19 protein-coding genes are annotated in these 23812 nt (G+C 71.1%); 5 read left to right on the plus strand and 14 right to left on the minus strand.

The window, feature by feature from the left end; translation table 11 throughout:
• Positions 1 to 614 (minus strand): carboxyl transferase domain-containing protein (locus VAE46_RS03300; protein ID WP_322795489.1); only part of this gene is annotated, 614 nt, incomplete at its 3' end.
• Between the two features lie 91 nt (positions 615 to 705).
• Between VAE46_RS03300 and VAE46_RS03305 the strand changes: the two genes are divergently transcribed.
• Positions 706 to 2943: a CoA transferase gene (locus VAE46_RS03305; RefSeq protein ID WP_322795490.1), complete on the plus strand. Its 2238-nt coding sequence runs from the start codon at positions 706 to 708 to the stop codon at positions 2941 to 2943.
• Between the two features lie 73 nt (positions 2944 to 3016).
• Here the strand turns inward: VAE46_RS03305 and VAE46_RS03310 are convergent, their stop codons facing one another.
• The 4 genes from VAE46_RS03310 to VAE46_RS03325 all read right to left on the minus strand — a co-directional run bounded on the left by VAE46_RS03310 (position 3017) and on the right by VAE46_RS03325 (position 6512).
• A complete protein-coding gene (locus VAE46_RS03310) occupies positions 3017 to 4225 on the minus strand; it encodes a thiolase C-terminal domain-containing protein (RefSeq protein WP_322795491.1) in 1209 nt (402 codons plus the stop codon).
• Between the two features lie 3 nt (positions 4226 to 4228).
• Positions 4229 to 4696: a Zn-ribbon domain-containing OB-fold protein gene (locus VAE46_RS03315; protein ID WP_322795492.1), complete on the minus strand. Its 468-nt coding sequence runs from the start codon at positions 4694 to 4696 to the stop codon at positions 4229 to 4231.
• A 68-nt stretch (positions 4697 to 4764) separates the two neighbouring features.
• Complete coding sequence (locus VAE46_RS03320; RefSeq protein WP_322795493.1) at positions 4765 to 5529, minus strand: ABC transporter permease; 765 nt, start codon at positions 5527 to 5529, stop codon at positions 4765 to 4767.
• Positions 5526 to 6512: an ATP-binding cassette domain-containing protein gene (locus VAE46_RS03325; RefSeq protein WP_322795494.1), complete on the minus strand. Its 987-nt coding sequence runs from the start codon at positions 6510 to 6512 to the stop codon at positions 5526 to 5528. Before VAE46_RS03325 ends, VAE46_RS03320 begins: the two co-directional genes overlap by 4 nt.
• A 119-nt stretch (positions 6513 to 6631) precedes the next feature.
• Here VAE46_RS03325 and VAE46_RS03330 point away from each other — a divergent pair, with 119 nt between their 5' ends.
• Positions 6632 to 7282: a carboxymuconolactone decarboxylase family protein gene (locus VAE46_RS03330; protein ID WP_322795495.1), complete on the plus strand. Its 651-nt coding sequence runs from the start codon at positions 6632 to 6634 to the stop codon at positions 7280 to 7282.
• Here the strand turns inward: VAE46_RS03330 and VAE46_RS03335 are convergent.
• Positions 7271 to 8017: a hypothetical protein gene (locus tag VAE46_RS03335; RefSeq protein ID WP_322795496.1), complete on the minus strand. Its 747-nt coding sequence runs from the start codon at positions 8015 to 8017 to the stop codon at positions 7271 to 7273. The two genes, VAE46_RS03330 and VAE46_RS03335, sit on opposite strands and share 12 nt — an antisense overlap.
• A gap of 63 nt (positions 8018 to 8080) precedes the next feature.
• On the opposite strand from VAE46_RS03335, the gene VAE46_RS03340 reads away from it, so the two are divergent.
• From VAE46_RS03340 to VAE46_RS03350, 3 genes are all read left to right on the plus strand, one after another.
• Entirely contained in the window at positions 8081 to 8338 is a 258-nt protein-coding gene (locus VAE46_RS03340) for a zinc ribbon domain-containing protein (RefSeq protein ID WP_322795497.1), read from the plus strand.
• A 24-nt stretch (positions 8339 to 8362) separates the two neighbouring features.
• The gene (locus VAE46_RS03345) at positions 8363 to 9721 is read left to right on the plus strand and encodes an FAD-binding oxidoreductase (RefSeq protein WP_322795498.1); all 1359 of its coding nucleotides are present in this window, start codon (positions 8363 to 8365) and stop codon (positions 9719 to 9721) included.
• A 76-nt stretch (positions 9722 to 9797) separates the two neighbouring features.
• Positions 9798 to 10169, plus strand: coding sequence for a hypothetical protein (locus VAE46_RS03350; RefSeq protein ID WP_322795499.1), 372 nt, complete (start codon positions 9798 to 9800; stop codon positions 10167 to 10169).
• Positions 10170 to 10181: 12 nt separating this feature from the next.
• Here VAE46_RS03350 and VAE46_RS03355 read toward each other — a convergent pair whose 3' ends face one another.
• From VAE46_RS03355 to VAE46_RS03390, 8 genes are all read right to left on the minus strand, one after another.
• Positions 10182 to 13484 (minus strand): UvrD-helicase domain-containing protein, encoded by a 3303-nt coding sequence (locus VAE46_RS03355; RefSeq protein WP_322795500.1) that lies wholly within the window; start codon positions 13482 to 13484, stop codon positions 10182 to 10184.
• A complete protein-coding gene (locus VAE46_RS03360) occupies positions 13481 to 16651 on the minus strand; it encodes a PD-(D/E)XK nuclease family protein (protein ID WP_322795501.1) in 3171 nt (1056 codons plus the stop codon). Before VAE46_RS03360 ends, VAE46_RS03355 begins: the two co-directional genes overlap by 4 nt.
• A gap of 45 nt (positions 16652 to 16696) precedes the next feature.
• Complete coding sequence (locus VAE46_RS03365) at positions 16697 to 17686, minus strand: phosphotransferase family protein (RefSeq protein WP_322795502.1); 990 nt, start codon at positions 17684 to 17686, stop codon at positions 16697 to 16699.
• Between the two features lie 155 nt (positions 17687 to 17841).
• Positions 17842 to 19083, minus strand: a complete 1242-nt coding sequence (locus tag VAE46_RS03370) for an acyl-CoA dehydrogenase family protein (protein WP_322795503.1) — start codon at positions 19081 to 19083, stop codon at positions 17842 to 17844.
• A 63-nt stretch (positions 19084 to 19146) separates the two neighbouring features.
• Complete coding sequence (locus VAE46_RS03375; RefSeq protein WP_322795504.1) at positions 19147 to 20043, minus strand: metal ABC transporter permease; 897 nt, start codon at positions 20041 to 20043, stop codon at positions 19147 to 19149.
• On the minus strand, positions 20040 to 20774 hold the full coding sequence (locus tag VAE46_RS03380) for a metal ABC transporter ATP-binding protein (protein WP_322795505.1): 735 nt from the start codon (positions 20772 to 20774) through the stop codon (positions 20040 to 20042). Before VAE46_RS03380 ends, VAE46_RS03375 begins: the two co-directional genes overlap by 4 nt.
• A gap of 44 nt (positions 20775 to 20818) precedes the next feature.
• The gene (locus VAE46_RS03385; protein WP_322795506.1) at positions 20819 to 21784 is read right to left on the minus strand and encodes a metal ABC transporter substrate-binding protein; all 966 of its coding nucleotides are present in this window, start codon (positions 21782 to 21784) and stop codon (positions 20819 to 20821) included.
• An 82-nt stretch (positions 21785 to 21866) separates the two neighbouring features.
• A partial coding sequence (locus tag VAE46_RS03390; protein WP_322795507.1) for a hypothetical protein occupies positions 21867 to 23812 on the minus strand: 1946 nt, incomplete at its 5' end.

The following is a 23812-nucleotide window of genomic DNA, read 5'->3' on the forward strand; positions in this document are numbered from 1 at the left end:
GGCCCGGCCACAAACACCTGCGAGCTCCCCTTCACCATCACGCTCCAGTGGGCGGTGACCACCCGCGCGGCACCCAGCCCCGCCACGCTCCCCAGTGCCGCCGCCACCACCGGCACCTCCGAAAGCATCTCCACCACCGTGTCCCAGCCCGGGTTTGCCGGGATATAGGTATGGCCCTGCGTTCCCTGCGTCCGAACGCTCCCGCCGCCGCCCGTCCCGTCCACCAGCCGCACCATCGGCACCCTCAGCTCCCGCGCCATTCGCTCGGCGTACACTTGCTTGCCCGCAATCGCCGCGTCGGCCGCCCCGCCGCGCACCGTGAAGTCGTCACCGCCGACCACCACCCGCCTCCCGTTGAGCCGCGCCATCCCGCAGACGAAGTTCGCCGGCCGAAAGCTCACCAGCTTGCCCGCCTCGTCGTACTCCGCCTTGCCTGCGAGCACGCCCGTTTCCGCGAAACTCCCGGGGTCCACCAGCGCCGCAATCCGCTCCCGCACCGTGAGCTTGCCCCCCGCGTGCTGCCGCTCGATGTTCTCCGGCCCGCCCATCCCGTAGGCAAGCTGCGCCCTTCGATGGATCTCTTCTACCTCTGGCTGCCATGTCTCGTCCGCCATGGACCTCCCCCGTGCTCGAGTCCGAATTCGTGCCCCGCATTCTACGCCCCGCCCGCGCACGTCCGGCCGCATGCGCTATCATCCCGCCGCCATGGACCTCATTCCCGAACTCCGCGCCCGCGTTGTCTCCGCCAGCCCCGCCGCCGCGTACGCTGGCTGGCTCCTCCAGCAGCTCGGGGCCGCGGTGCGCCACGCCACCATCCTCGACCCCGAGGCCCTCGGTGCGTTCCTCACCTCCGGGGCCGAGCATCCTGCTTCGCTGTCCCTTGACCCGCTTCCCGGCGAACTGCTCATCACCGATCTCCCGCCGAGTCCCGCCACCGCAGCCCGCGTCGACGAGCTGGCCGCCCGCGGGCGGGTCATCTGGATCACCCCGTTCGGCCCCGGCAACGACTGGACCGGGGCCCCTTCCACCTCCCTCACCCGCTTCGCCGCCGGCGGATGGATGCACCAGGTCGGCGAACCCTCCCGCGAGCCGCTCGCTCCGCCGCTCTCCCTCGACCTCTTCGTCGCCGGCCTCTGGGCCGCTGTTGCCGCCCTCGCCGCCGACCCCTCCCGGCCCGCCGGCCACGACATCCCAATCGTGGCCGCCCTCGCTGCCACCACCATCTACGACACCGTCGCCTTCCAGTACTTCGGCCGCCTGCGCGGCCGCGCCGGCGCCCGCTACGCCCCCACCCAGCCCACCATCGTCACCCTCCCCTGCGCCGACGGCTTCATCGGCATCCACGCCGCGCTCCACGGGCAGTGGGTCACCCTCGCGGAGCTCAGCGGTCACCCCGGGCTCGTCGAAGACCCGCGATTCGCCTCTCCCACCGACCGCGCAGCCAACATCGCCGGCCTCGACCGCTACCTCCTGCCCTGGCTCGCCCGCCACACCCGCTGGGAGCTCTACCACCTGCTCCAGCGGCACCGCATCCCCTGCTCGCCGCTGCCCACCCTCCAGGAGGTGCTCGACGCGCCGCAGCTCGCTGCCCGCGGCGCATGGCGCACCGTTGCGACCCCCTCGGGCCGGGTGTACCGCGTCCCCGGCCCGCCGGTCCGCGTCCTCGCCGAGTCCGGGCCCGCGGCGGCTGACGCGGCATCACCCGGCCCCTGGCGCCCCGGCGCCCTCCGCGTGGTCGACCTCTCCATGGGCTGGGCCGGCCCCCTCGTCGGCCACCTGCTGTCTGCCCTGGGAGCCGACGTCATCAAAATCGAAAGTCATACCCATTTCGACTGGTGGCGCGGCTCTCGCCCGCCCGGCGACGACCCCGGCCTCGCCCTCCACGAACGCTCCCACGTGTTCAACGCCGTGAACCGCGGCAAGCGCGGCATCACCCTCGACCTCGCCCACCCTCGCGGCCGCGACCTCGCCCTCGCCCTTATCGACGGCGCCGATGTCGTCATCGAAAACTTCGCCGCGGGCGTCATTGAGAAGCTCGGCCTTGACTACCCGACGCTCGCAGCCCGGAATCCGCGCCTCGTTATGCTCCGCCAGCCGGCCTTCGGCTCGACCGGCCCCGAGGCGGGCTACGTCGCCTTTGGCAACACCATCGAGGGCATGTCCGGGCTCACGGCGCTTGTCGGCTACGAAGACGGGCCGCCCACCATGCTCGCCAACGCCCTCGGCGACCCGGTCAGCGGCCTCACCGGCACCGCCGCGGTCCTCGCCGCCCTGCGCGCCCGCCGGCGGGACGGCCGCGGCCGCCTGCTCGAATGCGCCCAGCTCGAAGGCTTCCTCCCGCTCGTCTCCGAAGCGCTCATCGAATACCAGCGAACCGGCCGGCAGCCCCCGCGCCGCGGCAATCGGCACCCGGGCCGCGCCCCCTCCGGCGTTTTCCCCGCCGCCGGCGACGACCGCTGGGTCGCGATCGACGTCGACAGCGATGCCGCCTGGGAGGCCCTTGCCGGCCTCGCCGGCGAATCCTGGGCTGCCGACCCCGTGCTCGGCGCAGCGCCCGCGCGCCTTGCCCGCCGCACTGAACTCGAAGCCGCCCTCGCCGGGTGGACCGCCGGCCGCGACGCCGATGCCCTCGCGCTCGAACTCTGCCGTCGCGGCGTTCCCGCAGCGCCGGTCAACACCGAAGCCGACCTCCTCAGCTTCGAGCCGCTCCTCGCCGCCGGCTTCTGGATTGGCGAAGAGCGCGACCCGGTCGGCTTCCACTTCTACCCGGCCACCGCCATCCTGCGTGACGGCGCTCCCCTCGCCGCCGCTTCCCCGGCGCCGCTCCTCGGCCAGCACACCGCGGAGGTGCTTGCCGGCCTCGGCCTCGATGCCGACGCCATCGCCATGCTGGAAGCGGACGGCGTCACCGGCAGCCGTCCCGTCGCCCGCCCCCGCCGCTGAAACGCCGCAGGGGCCGCCCCAGCGGCCCCTGCATCAGCATGCGGCACCATTCGGCGCCTGCCGCCGCCGCCGCTCAGTCTGCGACGAGAATCAGCGTCCCCGTCGTCGAAAGGCTGCCGCCCGTCCCATTCACAATGCATGAGCGCGCATTCGTCTGCTTCCCGGGCAGCCCCGTCACACCATCCTCCGCCGTCCGCGAAAGCTGGCGGTACGCCTCCACCAGCAGCTGCATCCCATACATCCCCGAGTGGTTGAACGAGAGCCCGCCGCCGTTCGTGTTGATTGGGAACTTTCCGCCCGGCGCGGCGTGCCCGTCCTTCCACAGGCGGAAACCCTCGCCCCGCGGCGCCAGCCCCAGCATCTCGGCTGTGATCCCGGCCGTGATGGTGAACGAGTCATAGATCATCGCCATCTCCATATCCTCCGGCCCCATCCCCGCCATGCGGTAGGCCGCCGCCGCCGAGGCCGCAGCCGACGTCGCCGTGAAGTCCTCCATCTCAAGCATGTTCGAATGCCCCATGCTCTCCCCGGCCCCGGCGATCCAGACCGGCTTCGTCTTCAAGCTGCGCGCGATCTCCGGGCTCGCCACCAGCACCGCCCCGCCGTAGTCGGTCACCAGGCAGCAGTGCAGCAGCGTCAGCGGCCACGCCACCACCCGCGAATTCTGCACGTCCTCAACCGTAATCGGTCCGCCGCCCGGGTTGGTCTCCTTCGAGAACATAATCGCGCGGGGGTTCAGCATCGCCCACTGGCGCGTCACCACAGCGATGTGCGCGAAATCCTCCGGCGTCGAGCCGAACCGGTAGTTGTGCCGCGTCATTGCGTGGGCGTAGTTCGATGGCGCCCCCGCCACGCCGTACACCGCCTGGAACTGCTGACCCGGGTCCCACGGGTCGGGTGCACCCCGCGGCCGGCCCGTGCCCCGGCCGCCCGTCGCCCGCGCCGACCATCCGTTTTCGCCGTGGCTGATCAGGGCCACATCGATGATCCCGGCGTGAATGGCTGCCAGCGCGTGGTGCACGTGCATCTCGAACGAACAGCCGCCTACCGAGGTCGTATCGATGTACTTCGGGTGGAGCCCGAGGTGCTCGGCCAGCTGCGACGACCACCCCGCGCTGAACACCCCGTCGATCCGCGAGATGGGGATGCCCGTCTGCTCACTGACGTTCTTGATGGCTTCGATATGCAGCTGGAGCGCCGTCTTCGGGGTTGCCGGGTACCCAATTTCGTTCGCCTCAGCAGCCCCGATAATCGCCGCCGCCCGGGAAAGTTCGCCTGGCATCGCCTACTCCTCCACCACGCGCCAGAACGGGATGCTCACCTCGTCGCTGGCCTGTTCGAATTCCACGCGCACCTTCGCGCCGATCTTGATGGTCTCCGGCTTCGTCGGGTCCACCCCCCGCAGCACGGTGAACATCCGGTCGCCCTCATGGAGGTCGATGTAGGCGGTCACGAACGGCACCTCATCGGCCCAGCCGCCAAACGCCCGGTGCTGGACCGCGAACGTGTGAACGCGGCCCTCGCCGCTCGCCTCGATCCACTCCAGCTCGCGCGAATGGCAGAACGGGCAAAGCAGCCGGGGGTACCAGTGCACCCGGTTGCAGGTGGTGCAGCGCGGCAGCATCAGCTTCCCGGCTTTGGCACCCTCCCAGAACGGCCGGTTGATGGGGTCCGGCTCGGGTATCGGCTTCGTGTAGGCCATAACCAGCTCCTCCTTCGTGCCCGGGCGAAGGGCCGCCCGGCGATCATGCACGCCGGACGCTACGGAGGCGCCGTGGACCGGTCAACTATCCGGCCGGCCAGCCAGCAGGAGGCGGCGCCCTACTGCCGCACCCGACCCCGGAGGGCCGCCAGCGTCAGCGAAATGGTGACCACGCCAATCCCGGCCGTCGCGGCTCCGCACTTCAGCAGAGCCGCCCAGTCCCAGCCGTCCGTCACCAGCGAGCGCATGCCCAGCAGGATGTAGGTCACCGGATTCACGCGCGCCACCGCCTCCAGCCACGACGCGAACACCTCGACCGGTGCGAAGGTGGGCGCAAGGAACAGCAGCGGGAAAAAGATGATGAAGCCTGCTTGCGCCGCCTGCGGGCTGCCCGTCTTCAGCGCAATCGCGACCCCGATGCCCGAGTACGCCAGCGCGAACCCGAAGGCTGCCGCCAGCAGCACGGCCACGCCCAGCGGTCCGGTCTCGAACCCCGCGCCGTAGAGCAGCGCCAGTATCAGGATCGCCGCCGACAGGATCAGCGCCTTCACAGCGTCGGCCAGCATCCGGCCCAGCACCAGCGCCAGCCGCGGCGCGGGCGTGAGCGCCAGCTTCTCAAAGTACCCCGACTGGATGTCGAGCGTCATCGCCAGCCCGGCGCCCGAGGCGACGCCCGCCGCGCCCTGCAGCACGGCTACCGGCAGCTGGAACCCCTTGTAGTCCGCTACTCCGAACGCGTCGCGCGCCACCGAGCCGACCGCCCCGACTGTTACGACATAAAAGAACAGCGGGATGAACGCGTTCGCCACCTCGTTGCCCGGTTGCCGCAGCGATTCCCGCAGCGCGCGGAGCGTCAGCAGCCACGTCGCAGTTGCCAGCTTCACGCCGCACCTCCCGCCGGCCGCGGCGTCCCGGGCTCCACCACGTCGAGGTGGTGCCCGGTGGCCCGCAGGAACACGTCGTCCAGGGTCGGCTGCTTCAGCGTGAGCGAAGCCGCGGGCAGCCCGGCAGCATCCAGCAGCCGCACCACGCCCGCCACCGCCGCCGCGCCGTTCGAAAGGTACACCGCGACCTCCTCGTCAGTGCGGAGCACCCGCTGCACGCCTTCGAAGCCTTCAAGCACCCCGGCCGCCCGCTCGGCCTGGCCCGCGTCGCCGAAGGCCACCGTCAGCACATCGGTCCCAATGCTCGCCTTCAGCTCTGCCGGCGAACCCTCCGCCACCACCTTCCCGCAGTCCATGATCGCCACCTGGTGCGCCAGCCGGTCGGCCTCCTCCAGATACTGCGTCGTCAGGAAGAAGGTTACACCCTGCTCCCGGTTCAGCTCCTCCACGTACCGCCAGACCGCCTCCCGCGTGATCGGGTCGAGCCCCGTCGTCGGCTCATCGAGGAACACCACCCGCGGGCCGTGGACCAGCGCACAGGCCAGGTCGAGCCGCCGCTTCATGCCGCCGGAGTACCCCCGGATGGGACGATCCGCTGCCTCCGTGAGCGTTACCACCTCGAGCAGGCGCGCCGCCCGCTCCCGCGCCTCCCTGGCAGGCTGCCCGAACAGCCGGGCCTGCAGCGTAAGCAGCTCCCGGCCGGTCTGCAGTTCGTCCAGCCCGACCTCCTGCAGCGCGACGCCGACCCGCCGCCGCACCTCCGCCGGGTTCGCGAGCACATCCACCCCCGCCACCCGCGCCGTGCCTGCCGTCGGCCGCAGCAGCGTGGTTAGCATCCGCACGGTGGTCGTCTTCCCCGAGCCGTTCTGCCCCAGGAAGCCGAAAATCTGCCCCTCCGGGACGGCCAGGTCAATGCCTTCGACCGCCCGGATTTCTGGTCCGAAGTGTTTTGTCAGCCCGTGCGCTTCGATCGCCAGCATCATTGCCGCCCCCGGTTCAGCCTTGGCAATCAACAATAAAAACCCGACACAGCTGCGGTCAAACCGCCGCCCCGGCCGGTATCCGCTATCATCGCGCCAGCCCGCAACCGGAGGTGTCCGCCGTGCCCCGACTCCGCCAGGTGCCCCGCGCCGAAGCCGCTCCTGAGGCCCTCGCAGCCTACGACCGCCTCTTCCCCGGGCGCGACCCCGTGGCCGAGCCCGGCACGGCTACCGGCACCCCCGGCAACTGGTGGACCGTCTTCGCGCTCGTCCCCGATGTGCTCGTTCACGCCCAGGACGGCTTCGCCCTGCTGAACAGCCGGCGCCGCGCCCTTACTCCCTACCAGCGCGAGCTCGCCCTCGTGCGGACCGGCTTCACCGCCGGGAGCCAGTTCGTCTTCTCGCAGCACTGCAAGGCCGCCCGCGCCGCACGCGTGCCCGAAGAGAAGCTCGCCGCCATCCCTGCCTGGGCGACCAGCCCCGTCTTCGATGACGCCGACCGTGCCATCCTCGCCTACGCCGACGAGCTGGTCCTGCAGGATGGCCGGGTCCAGGACGCCACCTTCGAGGCTCTCCGCCGCGTCCTCTCCGAAGAAGCCATCCTCGAGCTCACCTACGCCGTGGCGACCTACCGCATGCACGCCACCATCTGCCGGGCGCTCCGCCTCGAATACGACGACATCGACGAGCGCATCGTCGAGGTGCCCGCCCCGGGCGCTGGCGGCGCCGCCCACGATGTCATGGGCCAGATCGCCCGCCAGTCAGGCGACTGATTCGGCTCCCGACCCGCCCGCAGCGATGTGCGCCTGCCAGTAGTGGTTGCACTTCGCCACCACCGTGATCACGCTCTTCACCTCGTTCTTCAGCCGGAACGAAGGGTGCGCCGGCACCAGCAGCCGCTCCTCGTCGCAGCGGGCATCCACGTTCTCCAGGATGATAGATGCCGCCATCCACGCCGCCATCTTCTTCGAGTGGCACGTCACCGCCAGCCAGCCGGGTTCGGCGGGCTCCGAAAAGAGCCCCGTTGTCTCGTAAATCCCGCGGCGAATCTCCGCGATCGCGTCGAACTCCTCGTTGGCCGGCACCTCGAGCGGGTGTTCGACCGCGTGCAGGGCATCCGCTTCGCCGCGGTGCGGGGGGCCGCCGTACAGCGCCAGCTCGCAGAACCCCTGCCACATGGCGCCCCAGTCCGGCCGGCCGTCTTCCCGGTAAACGAACGGCGCCGAGCTCATGCTCGCCGCCTTCGAGGTCGGCGGCGCCACGAACTGCACCGACCAGTCGCCGCCGGGCCCGGTCAGCCTGTCCAGCGTCGACTCCAGCGGCGCCTCGTTCGAAACCGCCAGCGCCACCGGCGTCCCGAGGAACCCCGAGAACGAGCGGCACAGCTCCTCGACATCGACCAGCAGGTCCGCGGGGAAGCCCGCGTGCACCAGCACCGCCAGCGTTGGCCGGCCGCCGTCTCCCCGCTCAGCTGATATGGTGTTCTGCAGTTCTGCTTCCGTGCTCATGCGCATCATTCTGCAATCAGTTGCAGATGCAGTAAACTGCAGATATCGTCCCGGGAGGCCGCCATGCCCCTCTACGACTACCACTGCGACCGCTGCGGCCTCGACTTCGAGGTCTCCCGCAGCCTGAAAGACTCCGACGTTCCCGCCGATTGCCCCATGTGCAACGTCCAGGCGCGCCGCGTGTTCACCCCGCCGATGATGACCTTCACCCGCGGCGCCGCCCGCGAAAACGCCGGCTCCAGCCCGGCACCCTCCGGCGGCGCCCGCTGGTCCCACCACGGCCACAGCCACGGGCCGGGCATTCGCCCCCACACCCACTGACGCGGGAGCGGCTATCCTCCCCCTGTGGACCTTGCCGCCCTCCGCGCACGCCTCGAGGCGATCCTCGGGCCAGACCATGTGATCACCGACCCTGCCGTGCGCGCCTCCTACGAGGTCGACTGGACCCGCCGCTACCGCGGTGAGTCGACGTTCGTGCTGCGCCCGGCCGCGACGGACCAGGTGAGCGCGGTCCTCGCGGCCTGCGGCGAGGCCGGCCTCCCGGTGGTCCCGCAGGGCGGCAACACCGGCCTCGTCGGCGGCAGCATCCCCCGCGCTGGCGAAGCGGTCCTCAGCCTTCGCCGCCTCGACGCCATCGAAGACCTCGACCCCATCGCCGGCGAAGTTACGGCTGGCGCCGGCGTCACCCTGGCCGCCCTGCAGCAGGCCGCCCGCGCTGCCGGCTGGGATTTCGGCGTCGATCTCGCCTCCCGCGACAGCGCCACCATCGGCGGCATGATTGCCACCAACGCCGGCGGCGTGCGCGTCCTGCGCTACGGCCCCATGCGCCATCAGCTCATCGGCATCGAGGCGGTCCTCGCTGATGGCCGGGTGATCCGCCGCCTGCCGGGCCTGCTCAAGGACAACTCCGGCTACGACCTGCCCGGCCTCTTCGCCGGCAGCGAAGGCACCCTCGCAGTGATCACCCGCGCCCGCCTGCGCCTCATCCCGCCCCGGCCCTCCCGGGCGGTTGCCCTCCTCGGCCTCGCCTCGCTGGCCGATGCCCTCCGGGTGCTGCGCGACCTCCGCGCCGATGTCCCCTCGCTCGAAGCCGCCGAAGTCTTCTTCCCCGAAGGGCTCCAGCTCGTCCTCGACCACACCGGGCTCCCGGCGCCGTTTTCACGGGCCCACGGGTGTTACCTGCTCGTCGAGGCAGCCGCCCGCGATGACCCCGTCCCGGCCCTCGCTGCCGCGCTCGAATCGCGCATCGACCCCGCCCACGCGCTCCTCGCCGCCGACCGACCCTCCCGCGACCGCCTCTGGGCCTACCGCGAGCGCCACACCGAGGCCATCTCCGCCGCGGGCATCCCGCACAAGCTCGATGTCACCCTCCCGCTCGCGCGGCTCCCCGAGTTCGAGGGGGCAGTCCGGCGACGTCTCGCAGAGGTCGCCCCCGCCGCCCGGCCGATCCTGTTCGGCCACGCCGGCGATGGCAACCTCCACGTCAACATTCTCGGCCCTGCCCCGGATGACGACGCCCCCGACGCCGCCGTCCTCGAACTCGTCGCCAGCCTCGGCGGCAGCATCTCCGCCGAGCACGGCATCGGCATCGCGAAGAAACCCTACCTCAACCTCACCCGCGCACCTGCCGATATCTCCGCCATGCGAGCAATCAAACAGGCCCTTGACCCCTGGGGTATGCTCAACCCCGGCGTCATCTTCTAGCCCTCACCAGCCGCTGCCGCCCCCGCAGGTAGCGTACCGTTCGTCGCCGCGAGAGCGTCCCACAAGGAGGACGGACGTGCCCTACCAGTTCGCCGACCACCAGCGCTACATCGAATTCCGACTGTACGGCGTGGTCGAAGGTCGCGACCTCCCCGGCAACGGCTGGATCGACCGTGTCATCGGGAACGGTCGGCTCCTGCTCGACGCCTCCGAGGTGGAGGCCGTGACCGCCGACGTGCTCTTCCTCGCCGATTTCGTCCGCTCCGTCCAGCTCCGCGGCTCCTTCCGAACCGCGGTGGTCGCGCCATCACCGCTCGTCTTCGGCATCTTTCGCCAGGTCTTCGCCTACCGCGGCGAGCTGCCCCACGCAGCCCCGGTTGAGTTCTTCCGCGCCCGCGACCCCGCCGAGGCCTGGCTCCTCGGCCTGCGCGAGGCCCCCGGCGCCTGAGCTGCCAGGCCGTCAGCCGCCCGCGTGCTGGCCGGGGGCCGGTGCGGTGCTGGCGTCCCGGCGCAGGAGCTCCCGTACCTCCCCCATCGCGCGGTCCAGGTCATCCACGCGCCGCTCCGCCCGGGGCTCGGTGAACACGAACACCACCTCTGCCACCGCTCGGCCCAGCGCGGCCTGCAGCGCCGCGGCGTATGCCGCCCCCTGCAGCCGGTAGCGCGCCATCGCGGCGTCGACCTCCGCCGCACTGCGCAGCGTGTCGGTCTTGTAGTCCACGACCACCAGCTCTCCGTTCTCCCGCTCGTAGAGCAGGTCGATAAACCCTTCGACCACCGTCCCGTCGATTTCCGCCCCGACGTAGACCTCGCGCCAGGAGCGCCCCGAGCGCACCGCCTCCTGCACCGGGCGCGAATCCAGCGCGCTGCGCGCCAGCCGTGCCACGTGGCTCGCCTCCCCCGGGACGCCTTCGGCGGCAGCCTGCGCCGCGGCCGTCTCCTCCAGCCCATCGCCGGTGGCGAGGTCGATGGTCTGGAGGACCGCGTGCACCGCCCGCCCGATCGAGGTCCCGGCCCGGCCCTTCCGCCACGGCTCGCGTTCCGCTTCGAGGGCTTCTTCGCCCTCCTCCTCGCTCGTGGCCGCATCCGCCTCAGACGCGGCCGCCGCAAGTGCCGTCGCGGGCCGTACCCTTGCTTTCCCGAGTCGCTCAACAAGCCCGTCGCGGCGTGCTGCCCACTCCGACCGGTCCGGTACCGGCCCGCCCGGCGCAGGCGCCTCGCGCTCCGGCTCCACGGCGATCTCCGGAGGCTCGTACCGCTCATAGTGGCCTGCCGCTTGCTCCAGCACCTCCTCCAGCTTCGCCGCAAGGCTTTTGCCAGTTCGTTGTTTCGACCGAAACAGCGAAACTGCCAGCAGCCGCTGTGCACGGGTTAGCGCCACGTACAGCAGCCGCACCTGCTCGGCCGCTTCCCGGAGTTCTTCCACCTCCCTTGCCGCGTCGTAGCCGCTCGTCTTGAAGACACGGTCGTTCGGCCCCACCCGCACCTCCGGCAGTCCACCGGCGCCTGCTGTGGGCCAAACCACCATTGGGTCCCGCCGCGTGCCCCCGGAGCCCAGCCCGGCCACCAGCACCACCGGGAACTCCAGCCCTTTCGATGCGTGCACGGTCATGATGCGCACCGCGTCGTCGTCCGGCTCCGGGACGATCGCCTCGTTGACCCGCACGCCCTCCTCTCCCTGCCGCCGCAGCCATTCGACGAACTGCCGCAGCGTCGTCACAGCCCCGGCGGCGCTCAGTGCCCGCGCCTGCTCCGCCAGCAGGCGGTACCGGCGCCACGCTTCGCGCGGTCGCCGCGTGACCAGTGCCTTCTGCCGCAGCCGGGCCTCCGTCGCGACCTCTTCCACCAGCTCCGCGGGGCTCTTCCACCAGCGCGCCTCGTGCCACGCCCGCAGCCTCTCCATTGCGCCTGCCACCCGTGACGGCGCCCCGTCCGGCGGATGCATGAGGTAGTTCCAGCGGCCGCCGGCCCGCCGAAACGCCAGCAGCTCCGCGTCGCTGCACGCGAACGCCGGCGAGCGCAGCGCCGCCACCAGCGCAATCTCGTCGGTTGGGTCATCGGTCGCCGCCAGGATGCTGGTCATCTCCCGCAGCTCTTCGCTCTGGTACATCAGCGACTGGCTCTCGACCCGGTACGGGATGCCCCGCGCCGCGAGCGCCCGTTCGATCGCCGGGAGCCCCGTCCGCCGCGGGATGAGCACGGCAATGTCACGGTAGCGCGTGCCCCCCTCGGTCCCGGCGGCGTTGGTCCGCCAGATGTCCTCAATCGCCCGCGCGAGCGTCTCCGCCTCGAGGTCCCGGACGGCCCTGGCGCTTCCCTCGATGGCGCCGCCCATCACCCTGACCGGGACACCTTCGACGGCAGCCGGCGCCGGTTCCAGCTCCGACCACGGTGCCTGTAGCCCGGCCTCGTCGTTGCCCTCGAACAGCGCCGCGCACGCCGCGTTGACGAACTCGACCACCCGCCGCGTCGAGCGGAAATTCGTCCGGAGCGCGACGCCCTCCGCTGCGAACGACCCCCGGGCCGTCTCATAGATGGCGATATCCGCCCTTCGGAAGCGGTAGATCGACTGCTTGGGGTCGCCGACGAAGAACAGCCTCCCCCCCGCCACCTCCGCGCTGCGCCAGTCCCCGCCCCACTGCGGGCCTCCGGCGATTAGCGCTGCGAGCTCTACCTGCAGCGGGTCAGTGTCCTGGAACTCGTCGATGAGCAGATGGGGATAGCGCTCGTGCACAGCCCGGCGCACGTCTTCGTTGTCACGCAGCAGGTTCCGCGCGAGTACGAGCAGGTCGTGGAAAGTCAGCCGGCCCGCCTCCCGGCGCTCCCGGGCATACCCGAGCGCGAATTCCTGCAGCCGCGGCAGGAGCCAGCCGAGCGCCCACGTGCGCAGCTCTCCGACCCACTCCCGGTACCCGTCCGAAACCGCCTTCAGCGGCCGCCCTTTGCCGACGGTCCCGGGCATCCCGGGCGTCCGGGGCGCCAGCGCGACGAACTCCAGCAGCCGCTCGTCCCGCTCGTCGGTCGCGCGTTGGAAGGCCTCGTAGGCGGCATCGAGCCGCCCGGCAAACGCCTCCAGCGGCTCCACGTACCCGGTAACGAACTCGGGGTTTTGCCCCTCGCGGACACCCTCGAGCAGGCGGGAGAGCGGCGGACGCCACTCCGGCTCCCCATCCGGCGGCCGGAATCGCTCGCCGGCCAGCCGGTCCCACTCCCTGGCAAAGTGCAGCGCGAGGTCCCGGCTATCCCGCGGGCGCAGACCCAGCCCGTACGCCGCCACCAGCGGCAGGCTGAGTTCGGGGTCCTGCTCCAGCTCATCCAGGAAGCGGCGGACCCGTTCGGCCGCTTCCAGCTCTGCCTCCGTTTCATCCAGCACCGCGAACTCCGGCGGCAGGCCGGCCTGGAGCGGGTGGAGGGCCAGCAGCTTCCGTGCGAACGCGTGAATGGTCTCGAAGGCCGCGCTGTCCAGCTCCGCCACGGCCTCGCGGCAGCGCGCCCTCGCCTCGTCGTCCAGCTCCCCGTACGCATCGAGTCCCGCCGCCGCCTGCTCGAGCCGTGCCCGCACCCGGTCGCTTAGTTCAGCCGCCGCTTTCTCGGTAAACGTGATTGCCGCGATGCCCCGCAGCCTCGCCCCGCCGGCCACCAGCGACACGATGCGCCCGACGAGCTCTGTCGTCTTGCCCGTGCCGGCCCCCGCTTCCACAAACAGCGTCCGATGCCGTTCGTTACGGATACGCTCGCGGTCCGCCCGGTCGATCAGCGTCATTCCTCGGCCTCCTCCCCGGTGTCGTCGCCGAGCACGACCGACCGGAACGTGGCCAGTCGCTCATCCTGCAGCAGACGCTCCGCAAACCGGTCCCGCTCCGAACCCGGGCAGACGGGGTCATACGGGCAGAACGTGCAGTGCTTCCAGGAGTCCCGAGCCTCCGCACCCGGGACCGCAGGGAACACCCCCTGCTCCCGCAGCGCCGTCCCCGCATCCAGCACCTTCACGAACTCGGGCCAGGCCGCACCCAGGTCCACGGTCTCCATGGCGAACTTGCCGTCCTCGGTGATGAACCAGTAGGCCGCCTCCACCGGCTGGCCCTCGTGCTCCCGCGCCGCCAGCGCATAGACCGGAAGCTGGAGCAGCCACTCTCCCTCCTTCGTCCGGAGCACCCTTCCGCCCTGGTCAGCGCGTTTGAACCGGTCCGCTTTGCCGGTCTTGTAGTCGAACACACGCAGCCGGTCCCCGCATTGGTCCACCCGGTCGGCCTTCCCGCGGAACGCGATCACCCGCCCGGAAGGCAGCGTCACCTGCACCGCTCGCCCCTCCTCGCTGCCGAACTCCAGCTCCGCCGCGACGACCGCCCAGCGGTCGCCGCGCTCCCGCTCGTCCTCCTCCAGGAACCGCTCCAGGTCGTGGCGAATCCGCTCTTTCCGCGCCAGCCAGGCCCCCTGCCGCCCGGTGATCCCCCGGCGCTCCGCATCCTCGAACAGCTCCTCCGCGATCGCGAACAGCAGCCGGCGCTCGTCGTCGCTCCACGTACCCACCAGCTCCTGCTGCCCGCGCCGCTCCATTACCTCGCGGACGAATCGCTCCAGCGCGAGGTGCACCAGCGACCCCTGCTCGGCCGCCTCGATGACGTCCAGCTCCTCCGGTCGCTCCACTTCCCGCACGCCGAGTTCGTAGCGGAGGAAATAACGGAAGGGGCAGCTGACCAGCGTCTCCATCGCTGTGGCCGAAACGGGCCGCGCGTCCTCCCCTGTCCCGGTCGATTGCCCGGCCTCACCGGTGTAGGCACCCACCCCCGCCGGTGCAGGCATGCGCGACCCCGCCGAACGGGCCGCCCGCGCCAACATCCCCTCCCGCAGTCCGTCTTCGGACGAGAGCGGGTGCTCCCAGGGTGCGGCGCCGGCGCGAACCAGCTCCGTCAGGTCACGTTCGTCGCTGCTCGCCCACGCATCGCCGGCGCGGATGGCCGACTCGAACGAATCGACCACCTCCAGCCATCCCGGCCGTTCCGCCCGGCCGTCAACCATCTTCTCCAGGTCCGAAGCGTAGACCGGCTGCCCCGCCAGTGCCGTCGCCGCCTCCAGCAGCCAGCGCGACGGCTGCACCGGCCGCTGGTCGCGCAGCGAGGCCCGCGGCATCGTCACTGTGCACTTCCTGCTGCCGGCTACCACCGCCAGGTAGGCCCGGCGCTCGGCCAGCCGGCGCTCCGCCGCCGAGGGCACGACGTCCGCAAACCTCGCCCGCAGCCGTTCCGGCAGGAGCGGGTCATCGCCCTCCTGCAGCGGGTAGATTCGTTCGCCCAGCCCGAGCACCCAGGCGGCCTCGAACTCCATGCCGGCAGCCTCCGCCACCGACCCCACGAACACCCCCTCCCCGATGCGCCCGTGCCGGGCCATCGGCGCCCCCAGCGCCTCGCGCAGGGCGGCTTCGAACGCTGCCGGGGATACCCTGGTGCCGCCGGCCCCCGCCTCTTCCATCGCCCCGAGCACGCGCCGTACCTCGTCCCATGCCTTCAGCTCCTCCTCCGGGACCCCCGCGCGGGTCTCCAGCGCCGCCCGGGGCAGCCAGTGCTCCAGCGCCGCTCCCGCCCGCCGGGCGTGCTCGCCGATCGACTCCCGTTCCGCCTGACCCAGCCGGGCCGCGGCATCTTTGATAAAGCTGGCGATGTCACGCGCGGCGTCGCAGCGCCGCGCTGCCTCGTCTTCGTCCAGGCGCCCCTCGGCAGCCAGCCGCTCCTGCCGCGCGCAGTGCGCTTCGAGCGCCTGCCGCCACCGGTTGACCTCCCGGGTGACGCCGGCATCCCGCGTCACCGCGTCCCAGCGATGCGCCGGCACCTCCCTGCCGGCCCACTGCACCGGGGCCGAACCCAGCCAGTCGATGACGGCATCCCGGCGGAAGTTTGTCCTCGCGGCCCGCAGCGCCCCGAGCACCGTCCGTCCCGCCAGGGAGTCGCTCAGCTTGCGGACACCCGGGCCGTTGTGGGGCAGCCCCAGCGCGGTCAGCAGCTCGTGCACCAGCGCCCGGTACTGGTCGGCGTTGCCGTACAGGATCGCCATCCAATGCAGCGGCACGCCCGCTTCCGCCAGCCGCCAGGCCTCCCGCACCGCGTAGCGCACCTCCTCCTCGCTGTCCGGCAGCGACGCCACCCGCCCCGGCAGGATGGGCGTTGGCGGCCAAGCCCGGGGTGCGGTGCCGTCATCCGCCAGCATCGCCCGCCAGCGCTCGACCCGCAGGTCGGCCTCCGGGTCACCGGTCAGACCAAGAATCGCCGCCGCTCCCGGCCCGCTCGCCGCTTCCCGCACGAAAGTCGCCGTCGCTGCGGTCAGCCGCTCGGGCAGATAGAGCACCAGCGCGCCCAGCTCCCGGCCCGCTGCCGCTCCCTCGAGCAGCGCGGCCGCCGCTTCCTCCACGAGCCGGTGGTCGTCGTAGCTATCCGCTGCCTCCGCCTCCGCGCGCCGAACCACCCGCACCGTCTCGGCGGCCAGCGCGTCGCCCGATTCCTCGATCGCACGCAGGACGTCCTCCCCGGCCGCCCGAAGGTCCGCCGCGGCGCCAGCCAGCCGACGCAGCGTCGCCGGGTGCTCCGCCACTGCCGCCAGCCGGCCTCTCTCCGCCACCGCTGCCTCGCGGAGCGTCTCCAGCCACCGCCACTTCGAACGCGGACGAAGACCCTGCGCGTTCAGGCGTCCGGCCGCGACCAGCTCAGCCGCCCGCTCGACCACGAGGAAGCGCACGTTCACCAGCGCCGATTCGCGGGCCAGCGCCCGGCGAACATCCAGCCCGACCTGGTTCGATGGCACCACCACCGTCACCGGCGCCAGCGGGTCCGCAGCCTTGAACTCGGCGAGCAGCTCCTTCAGCCGCTGGCGCGCCTCTCCAACCGGGCAGGTGATGACCTGCACGCGCCCCGCCTCGGCCCCGTCGTTGCTCTGCTCCATTCCGCCCGATTCTCCCTCTCCCGGGCGTCACCTGCTGTCGCGGACTCAGCCGCCCAGCATCTTCAGCGCGTACTCCAGGTTCGATTGCATCGACGGCGCGATCTCTTCCCAGTGCGGGTCGTGCCGCTTGCCCCGGCGATGCAGCATCAGGTTGAAGCCCGTGATGATGGCGAACTTGTACACCGCCAGCGCCTTGAACCAGCGGATGTCCCCGGGTCGGCCGCCGGCCGCCTCCCAGTACCACGCCTCGAGCTCATCCGCGTGCGGCATCCGGCTGCTGCGCTCGTGCGCCCAGGCCGCGGGGTCGCTGAACACCAGCACCCAGCCGACGTCGTTGTAGGTCGGGCCAACCCCGCAGAGCTCCCAGTCGACCACCGCCAGCAGCTCGCCCTCCGGCGAGTACAGGACGTTCGACCACTGGAAGTCCCCGTGGTACAGCCCGATAGGCGCCTCGTGCGGGATGTTCTCCAGGAGCAGCTGCTTCACCCGCGGCTGGAGGGCCAGCAGCTCCGGCTCGGCGGCCCGCTCGGCGAACCGATCCCACCGGGTCACATCGAACTCGTAACCCCAGAAGTCGCCCAGGTAGCCGAGGCGGTCGACCGGCACCCGGTGTATGCCCGCCAGCGCCCGCATCGCGGCCCGCGCCATCTCCCGCAGCTGCGCATCGGTGAACAGCTCCGGGTACGACTCCTTGAGCGTATCCCCCGGGAGGCGCGGCTGGACGAAATACGGCACCCCGAACCACTCCGGCTCCGTCCCTGCCCAGATAATCGGCGCGTGCGGCACTCCCGTCCCTTCCAGCGCGCGGATCGCCGTCACCTGCCGCATCAGGTCGGCCGTCCCTTCGAGCTTTACCCCGGGCGGCGGCAGCCGCAGGAAGTACTCCCGCCGCTCGCCCCCCGTCTCCACATCGAAGAAATACGAGAAGCCGGCGTGGCCGGTGCCCTGCTGGAGCCACGTCACCTCCGCCGCCGGGTCTCCCAGCTTTGCCCGGACGAACGGGACCAGCCGTTCGCGCAACGCTTCCAGTTCCATTGCTCACGCCCCCATCACGTCCGCACCAGGCGATCCCGCCGCCCGCCGCGGTACCGGGAAGCATCGCCCGTGGCGCCGTCCCCACGCAAGCCAACCCGGGCGAATACACGGAGGGGCCCCTTCGGGCCCCTCCGGAGCTTCCCGCCTCCTTGCGCCTACTGCAGGCCGAAATCCCAGCCGTTGCCGGCCTTGAAGCTCTGCAGGATCCGGCGCGAAACCACCATCCGGTGCGTCTCATCCGGACCGTCGTAGATTCGGGCCGCCCGGGCGTTCCGGTACATCGACTCGAGCGGCGTGTCGCCCGAGACGCCCAGCGCCCCGTGCACCTGGATCGCCCGGTCGATCACGTTGTGCAGCACCTGTGCCCCGAAGAACTTGATCGCCGAGATCTCCACCCGCGCCTCGTCGCCCTGGTCGATCTTCTTCGCCGCCGAGAGCGTCAGCGCCCGCGCCGCCTGGATCTCCACGTAGCTGTCGGCGATCCAGTTCTGCACCGTCTGCTTCTCCGAGAGCGTCGAGCCGAACACCTCGCGCTTTAGCGAGTACTCGCACATCAGCTCGAACGCCCGCTGCATCTGGCCGAGCCAGCGCATGCAGTGGTGGATACGACCCGGCCCGAGCCGCTTCTGCGCAATCCGGAAGCCGCTCCCCGGCTCGCCCAGCGTATTCGTGATCGGTACCCGCACGTCGGTGTAGCGGATCTCGCAGTGCGACCCCTCGGTCTCGCCCATCACCGGCACCGGCCGGATGATCTGGAACCCTGGCGTATCGGTCGGCACCACGATCTGCGTGAACCGCCGGTGCGGCGGCTGGTCCAGCTCGGTGGCGCACATCACGATGGCGAAGGTCGCCCCTTCGGCCTGGCTGGTGAACCACTTGTGGCCGTTGATCACCCACTCGTCGCCGTCACGGACGGCCGTCGTCCGCAGCCCCGTCGGGTCCGCGCCGGAGACCTCGGGTTCGGTCATCGAATAGCACGACCAGATCTCACCGGCGACAAGCGGCTTCATGTACTTCTCCTGCAGCTCGGGCGTCCCGAACTGCCAGAGAATCTCCGCATTCCCCGAATCCGGCGCCTGCGACCCGAATGCGATCGGCGCGTACGGGCTCCGGCCGAGGATTTCGTTCATGTACACGTACGGCATGAAGCCGATGCCCATGCCGCCCGCGGCTGCCGGCAGGTGCGGCGCCCACATCCCGAGCCGCTTCACGATCGCCTGCAGCTCCTTCATCTTCTCCCGGCCCGCCGCCGACTGGCGCGGGTGGTTGGCGTGGAAGAACGGCTCGTTCGGGTAGATGTGCTCCGCCATAAAGGCCTTCACCTTCTCGCGGAGCTCCATGATCTCCGCATCCGTCAGGATGCGATCGCCCGCGTGCGGATGGTCTGCTGTCGTCATGTCGAACCCAACCTCAGGTCACGGTATTGGCCACCGCACTCTACCGCGACCACCGGCGATTCGCTACCGCGCTGCGTGGTCCTCGCCGGCGTGGTGGTAATGGTGCGCATGGTGCGTCCCGCTGCGCGCCTGCAGCCAGCCCGCCAGCAGCCCGTGGGTCGGCGCAAACACCAGCGCCAGCGCGAAGGCCACCGTCGCCGCCAGCACGACGGTCGCGCCCGCCGCCGTCGCGAAATGATAGGAAAGGTAGAGCCCGATCACTCCTGATACGGCCGCGATCGCCACGCTCAGCAGCAGCATCCGCCAGAGCCGGTCTGTCAGGAGCCGGGCCGTGGCGGGCGGCGTCACCACCAGCGCCAGCACCAGGATGTTCCCGACCGTCTGCAGGCTCACCACGATCGTCGCAGCCACCAGCAGCAGCAAAAGAAGTTCCAGCCCGAACACCGGGTAGCCCATCGTCCGCGCCAGCTGGGGGTCGAACGCGGCCAGCGTTAGCTCCTTCAGCAGCGCCACCACCACCAGCGCAACGGCACCCGCGATCACGGCCGTAATCACCACATCCGTTGTCGAAACCCCGAGGATGTTGCCGAACAGCAGCGACCCCAGGTCCCGCCGAAAGCCGCCCTGCCGGCTCAGGATCACCACCCCGAGCGCGAAAAACGCGGCGAAAATCACCCCAATCGCCGTGTCCTCGCTCACCCGCCGGCTCCGTGCCAGCACCCCAATCCCCAGCGCGGTCAGCGTCCCGAAGCCAAACGCTCCGACCATGATGTTCTGCCCTGCCAGGTAGCTCAGCACCACCCCGGGGAAGACTGCATGGGCCAGCGCATCGCCGATGAACGCCAGCCCCCGCAGCACCACGAAGCAGCCCACCAGCCCGCACAGCGCCCCAATGATCACCACCTCGAGCAGCGCACGCTGCATGAACTCGTACTGCAAGGGCTCGGTCAGCCAGCTCATCGCAGCTCCTCGAACACGGGCAGCTGTTCGAAAACCGCAACCTGGCCGCCGAAGGTCGCGCGCAGGTTCGCCGGCGTGAAGGTCGTGGCTGTCGGCCCGAACGCGACCATCCGGCGGTTCAGGCAGAGGACGTGCGTCGTCATCGCGCGCACCTCGTCCAGGTCGTGCGTGGCCACCAGCACCGTCACGCCCGCCTTCCCAAACGCTTGGATCCGCTCGTGGAACACCTGCCGATTCTGGACGTCCACCCCCGTGAACGGCTCATCCAGCAAGACCAGCACCGGGTCCTGCACCATCGCCCGCGCGAGGAAGATCCGCTGCTGCTGTCCCCCCGAAAACTGGCTGATGTGCCGGTGCCCCAAACCTCCCAGCCCCAGCTGCGCCAGCGCTGCCTCCGCCCGGTCCCGGTCGCGACGTCCCGGCCAGCGCAGCCAACCCAGCTCGCGGTAACGCCCCATAAGCACAACATCCAGCGCGGTCACCGGGAACTCCCAGTTCACCTCCTCGCGCTGCGGCACGTAGGCCACGCGACCCGCCAGCTCGCGCACCGGCCGGCCGCCGAACCGAACGCTGCCGCTCCACGCCGGTACGGCCCCGGCGATCGCCTTGAGCAGGGTGGACTTGCCGCTCCCGTTCGGCCCGATGAGCCCCACGATGGCCCCGTGCGGGACCGCTGCGTCCACCCCCTCCAGCGCGAGGTTCGCGCCGTACCGCACCGCGAGCCCCCTCACCTCGAGAGCACCCGCGGCAGGTGTGCCGGTTTCCGTCCCAGCCTCTATCTGAGCGCCTCCGCAATGAGCCGCGCGTTGTGCAGCAGCATACCGTCGATTGTCTCGGCGCCGCTCCCCGGCGGCCCCAGGGAGTCAGCATACAGCCCCGTAACCAGCTTCGCCCCCGTTTCCCGGGCCAGCTGCTCCGCTACCTTCGGGTCTACCTCTGACTCTGCGAACACCGCCTTCACGCCCTCCGACCGGACCAGGTCCGAAAGCTCGGCGAGCTCCTTCGCCGAGGGCTGCGCGTCCTTTGAAACGCTTGGTATCACTGCCCCCACGAGCTCCAGTCCGTAGCGCTCGAAGAAGTACGCCAGCGCCTTGTGGTTGGTCACCAGCTTCCGGTTCGCCGCCGGGATGCTGTCGACCAGCGACCGAATCTGCGCGTCTACCTCATCGAGCCGGGCCTTGTAGGCGTCCGCTCGCTCCCGGTACGCCGCGGCGTTGTCCGGGTCGACCTCCGCCAGCGCGGCCGCCACGTTCTCCGCCATCACCTTCACGTTCATCGGGTCGTGCCAGACATGCGGGTCGCCCTCCTCGTGCGCGTGGTCGTCCTCCGGCTTCTCCGCATCCCCCGCGTGCTCCTCCTCGCCATGGTCCCCTTCGAGCACTGCGACCCCGTCCGTGGCGACCACCACCCGCGCCTTCGTGCCCGAATTCTTGACCAGGTCATCCATCCAGTCGTCAAGCCCGATCCCGTTCTTGAGCACGAGGTTCGCCTCGCGGATGGTCCGGCTGTCCTGCGGCGAAGGCTCGTAATCGTGCGCGTCGGCACCCGCCTGCAGCAGCACCGTCAGCTGCACCCGGTTGCCCGCGACCTCCCGCACCAGCGCACCGATCTGCGTGGTCGTCGCCACCACACGAATGCCCTTGCCGCCGTCATCGTCGCCCCCGCCGCACGCGCCCAGCAGCAGCGCCGCAGCCGCCAGCGCTGCAATCGCGAGGCTCAGCCGTCGCACCATGCTGCGCATGTCGCCCTCCTCTGAGAGTCAGTATCAGGAACACACGATACTCAGTCTCAACCCTGCAGGCAAACGGCGCCCGGACCGGGCCTCATATCAGCGCTGGTTGAGTCCCCTCACGGCTGCCGACGGCTTCGTCCGTGCGCCCGGCTGCAATCCGCACCGTGGCCGCCGGCTCAGCTGCCGCGAAGCGCCCCGGCTGGCAGGTCAGCACGACCACCTGCACCTCGCACGCCAGCTCCGCCAGCACCTTCGCCATGTCATCGAGCCGCCGGGCATCGCTCCAGCCCAGCGCGTCATCCAGCAGGAACGGCACCCCGCCCTGGCCGGCCAGCGCGGCGCACGCCGCCCGGTAGAGCACCGCCAGCTGCTCCTGCGTCCCGGTGCTCAGCTGCTCGAAATCGAGGGTGATGCCGTCCAGCGTTCGCCGGCGAAGTTCCAGGTCATTGCCGAGTTCCACGTGGAAGCTCTCTCCAAAGACCCGCCGCCCGAGCCGCTCGATCTCAGCGGCCAACCGCGGCGCGTACGCCTGCCTCGCCGCCTCGCGGTGCCGTGCGAGCGTATCGAAGAGGCGCCGCGCGCCCTTCGCCCGTCGCTCGACCCGTTCGAACTCCTCCGTGCGGCGCTCCCGCTCCGCCAGGGCGCGCTCCAGCTCTTCCAGCAGCGTCCCCTCGCCCTCGTGCTCCAGTGCGCCCCGCGCGCGCGCCAGTTCATCGCGCGCGCGGTCGAGCCGGTCGATCACCTGCATCAGATCCCGCTCGGCCGCAGCCAAATCCTGGCTGACGTCCCGCACGCCCTTCGCCACCTGCGCGCGCGCATCGAGCTCGCGCTGGGCCGCCAGCAGCTGCTGTTGGGCGCCGTTCAGCGCCGCTCGCAGTTCGGCCTCGGGGCGCTGCGCGGCCTCCTCCGCGCGCTCGCGGGCCGCGCCCAGTTGCACCCGTGCCGCACGTTCGCGCTCCTCGAGCCGCGCGATGTGCGATTCGGCGTCCTGACTGGCCTTCGTTGCCCGCGCGGCCCGCTCCTCCGCCTGCCTCACCGCAGTCGCCAGGGCTGCCCGGGCCCGCTCCGCTGCTTCCTTCGCCTGCCGCGCCTCCCCCGGCGTTGCCGGCAGCGGCACGCCGCCCATGCGCCTCAAGCGGTAGGTATCGACCGCCCCCCGCGTGCGTTCCAGCTTCCCGCGCAGCTCTTCGGCCGAGGAGAGATCGAAGAGCGCGTCCCGGATGCGGCGCTCCGCGTCCCTCAGGGCCGCCTCCGACTCCCTCCGCTGCTCCTGCAGCCGCCGGGCCTCCTCCACGGACCGTGCCCCGGCCGCCTCCAACAGAGCCGCCAGCCGCTGGCGACGCTCTGCCAGCCGCTCTTCGACCCGGCTCAGCGTCTCCCCCGGCCGAACCACCACCACGAACCCGCCCGGCAGCCGAATCTCCAGCTCCTCGGTCACTTCCAGCGCGAGCGGCTCGCCAGGCCCGACCCGCTGCGCCTGGCCACCTATCGCGACCTCCGCAGCCGACTCCGCGCGCACTTCCACGGTCGACCGGACGCCGCGCGCGCGGCCCTCGTCCTGTCGAACCTCTTCGGCTGCCTGCTCGATCGCGCGCAGCCCGTCGGGTGTAGTGCGGCAGGTCGCGAGAAACGCCCGCGCCTTCTCAGCCTCTTCCTCCGCCGCCTCAATCTGCTCCAGCCGACGGGCCATCTGGTCGACCTGGAGCCGGTCGTTGGCATACGCGAGGTCCTCGGCGGCAACCCGTTCACGCTCCTCCGCCTCGGCCAGCTGCGCTCGCGCTCCCGCGAGCGCTATCTCCGCTGCCGCCGCCTCAGCACGGACCTGTTGGAGTGTTGCCCGGGCCGCTTCCAGCTCCGTGTCCAGCTGCTCCAGCTCGCGCTCCAGCCGTACGACTGCCTCGCGCGACTGCTCCCGTTCCTTCACCTCCTGCTCGAGCCGTTCCACCTCACGCCAGGCCAGGTCCCGCTTCGCTCGCGCCGCCTCGAGCCGTTCCTGCGCTTCGCTGTAGGCGGTGGCCGCCTTCTGTAGCGCCTGTA

The organism is Tepidiforma sp., assembly GCF_034433535.1.
Taxonomy (GTDB): Bacteria; Chloroflexota; Dehalococcoidia; order Tepidiformales; family Tepidiformaceae; genus Tepidiforma.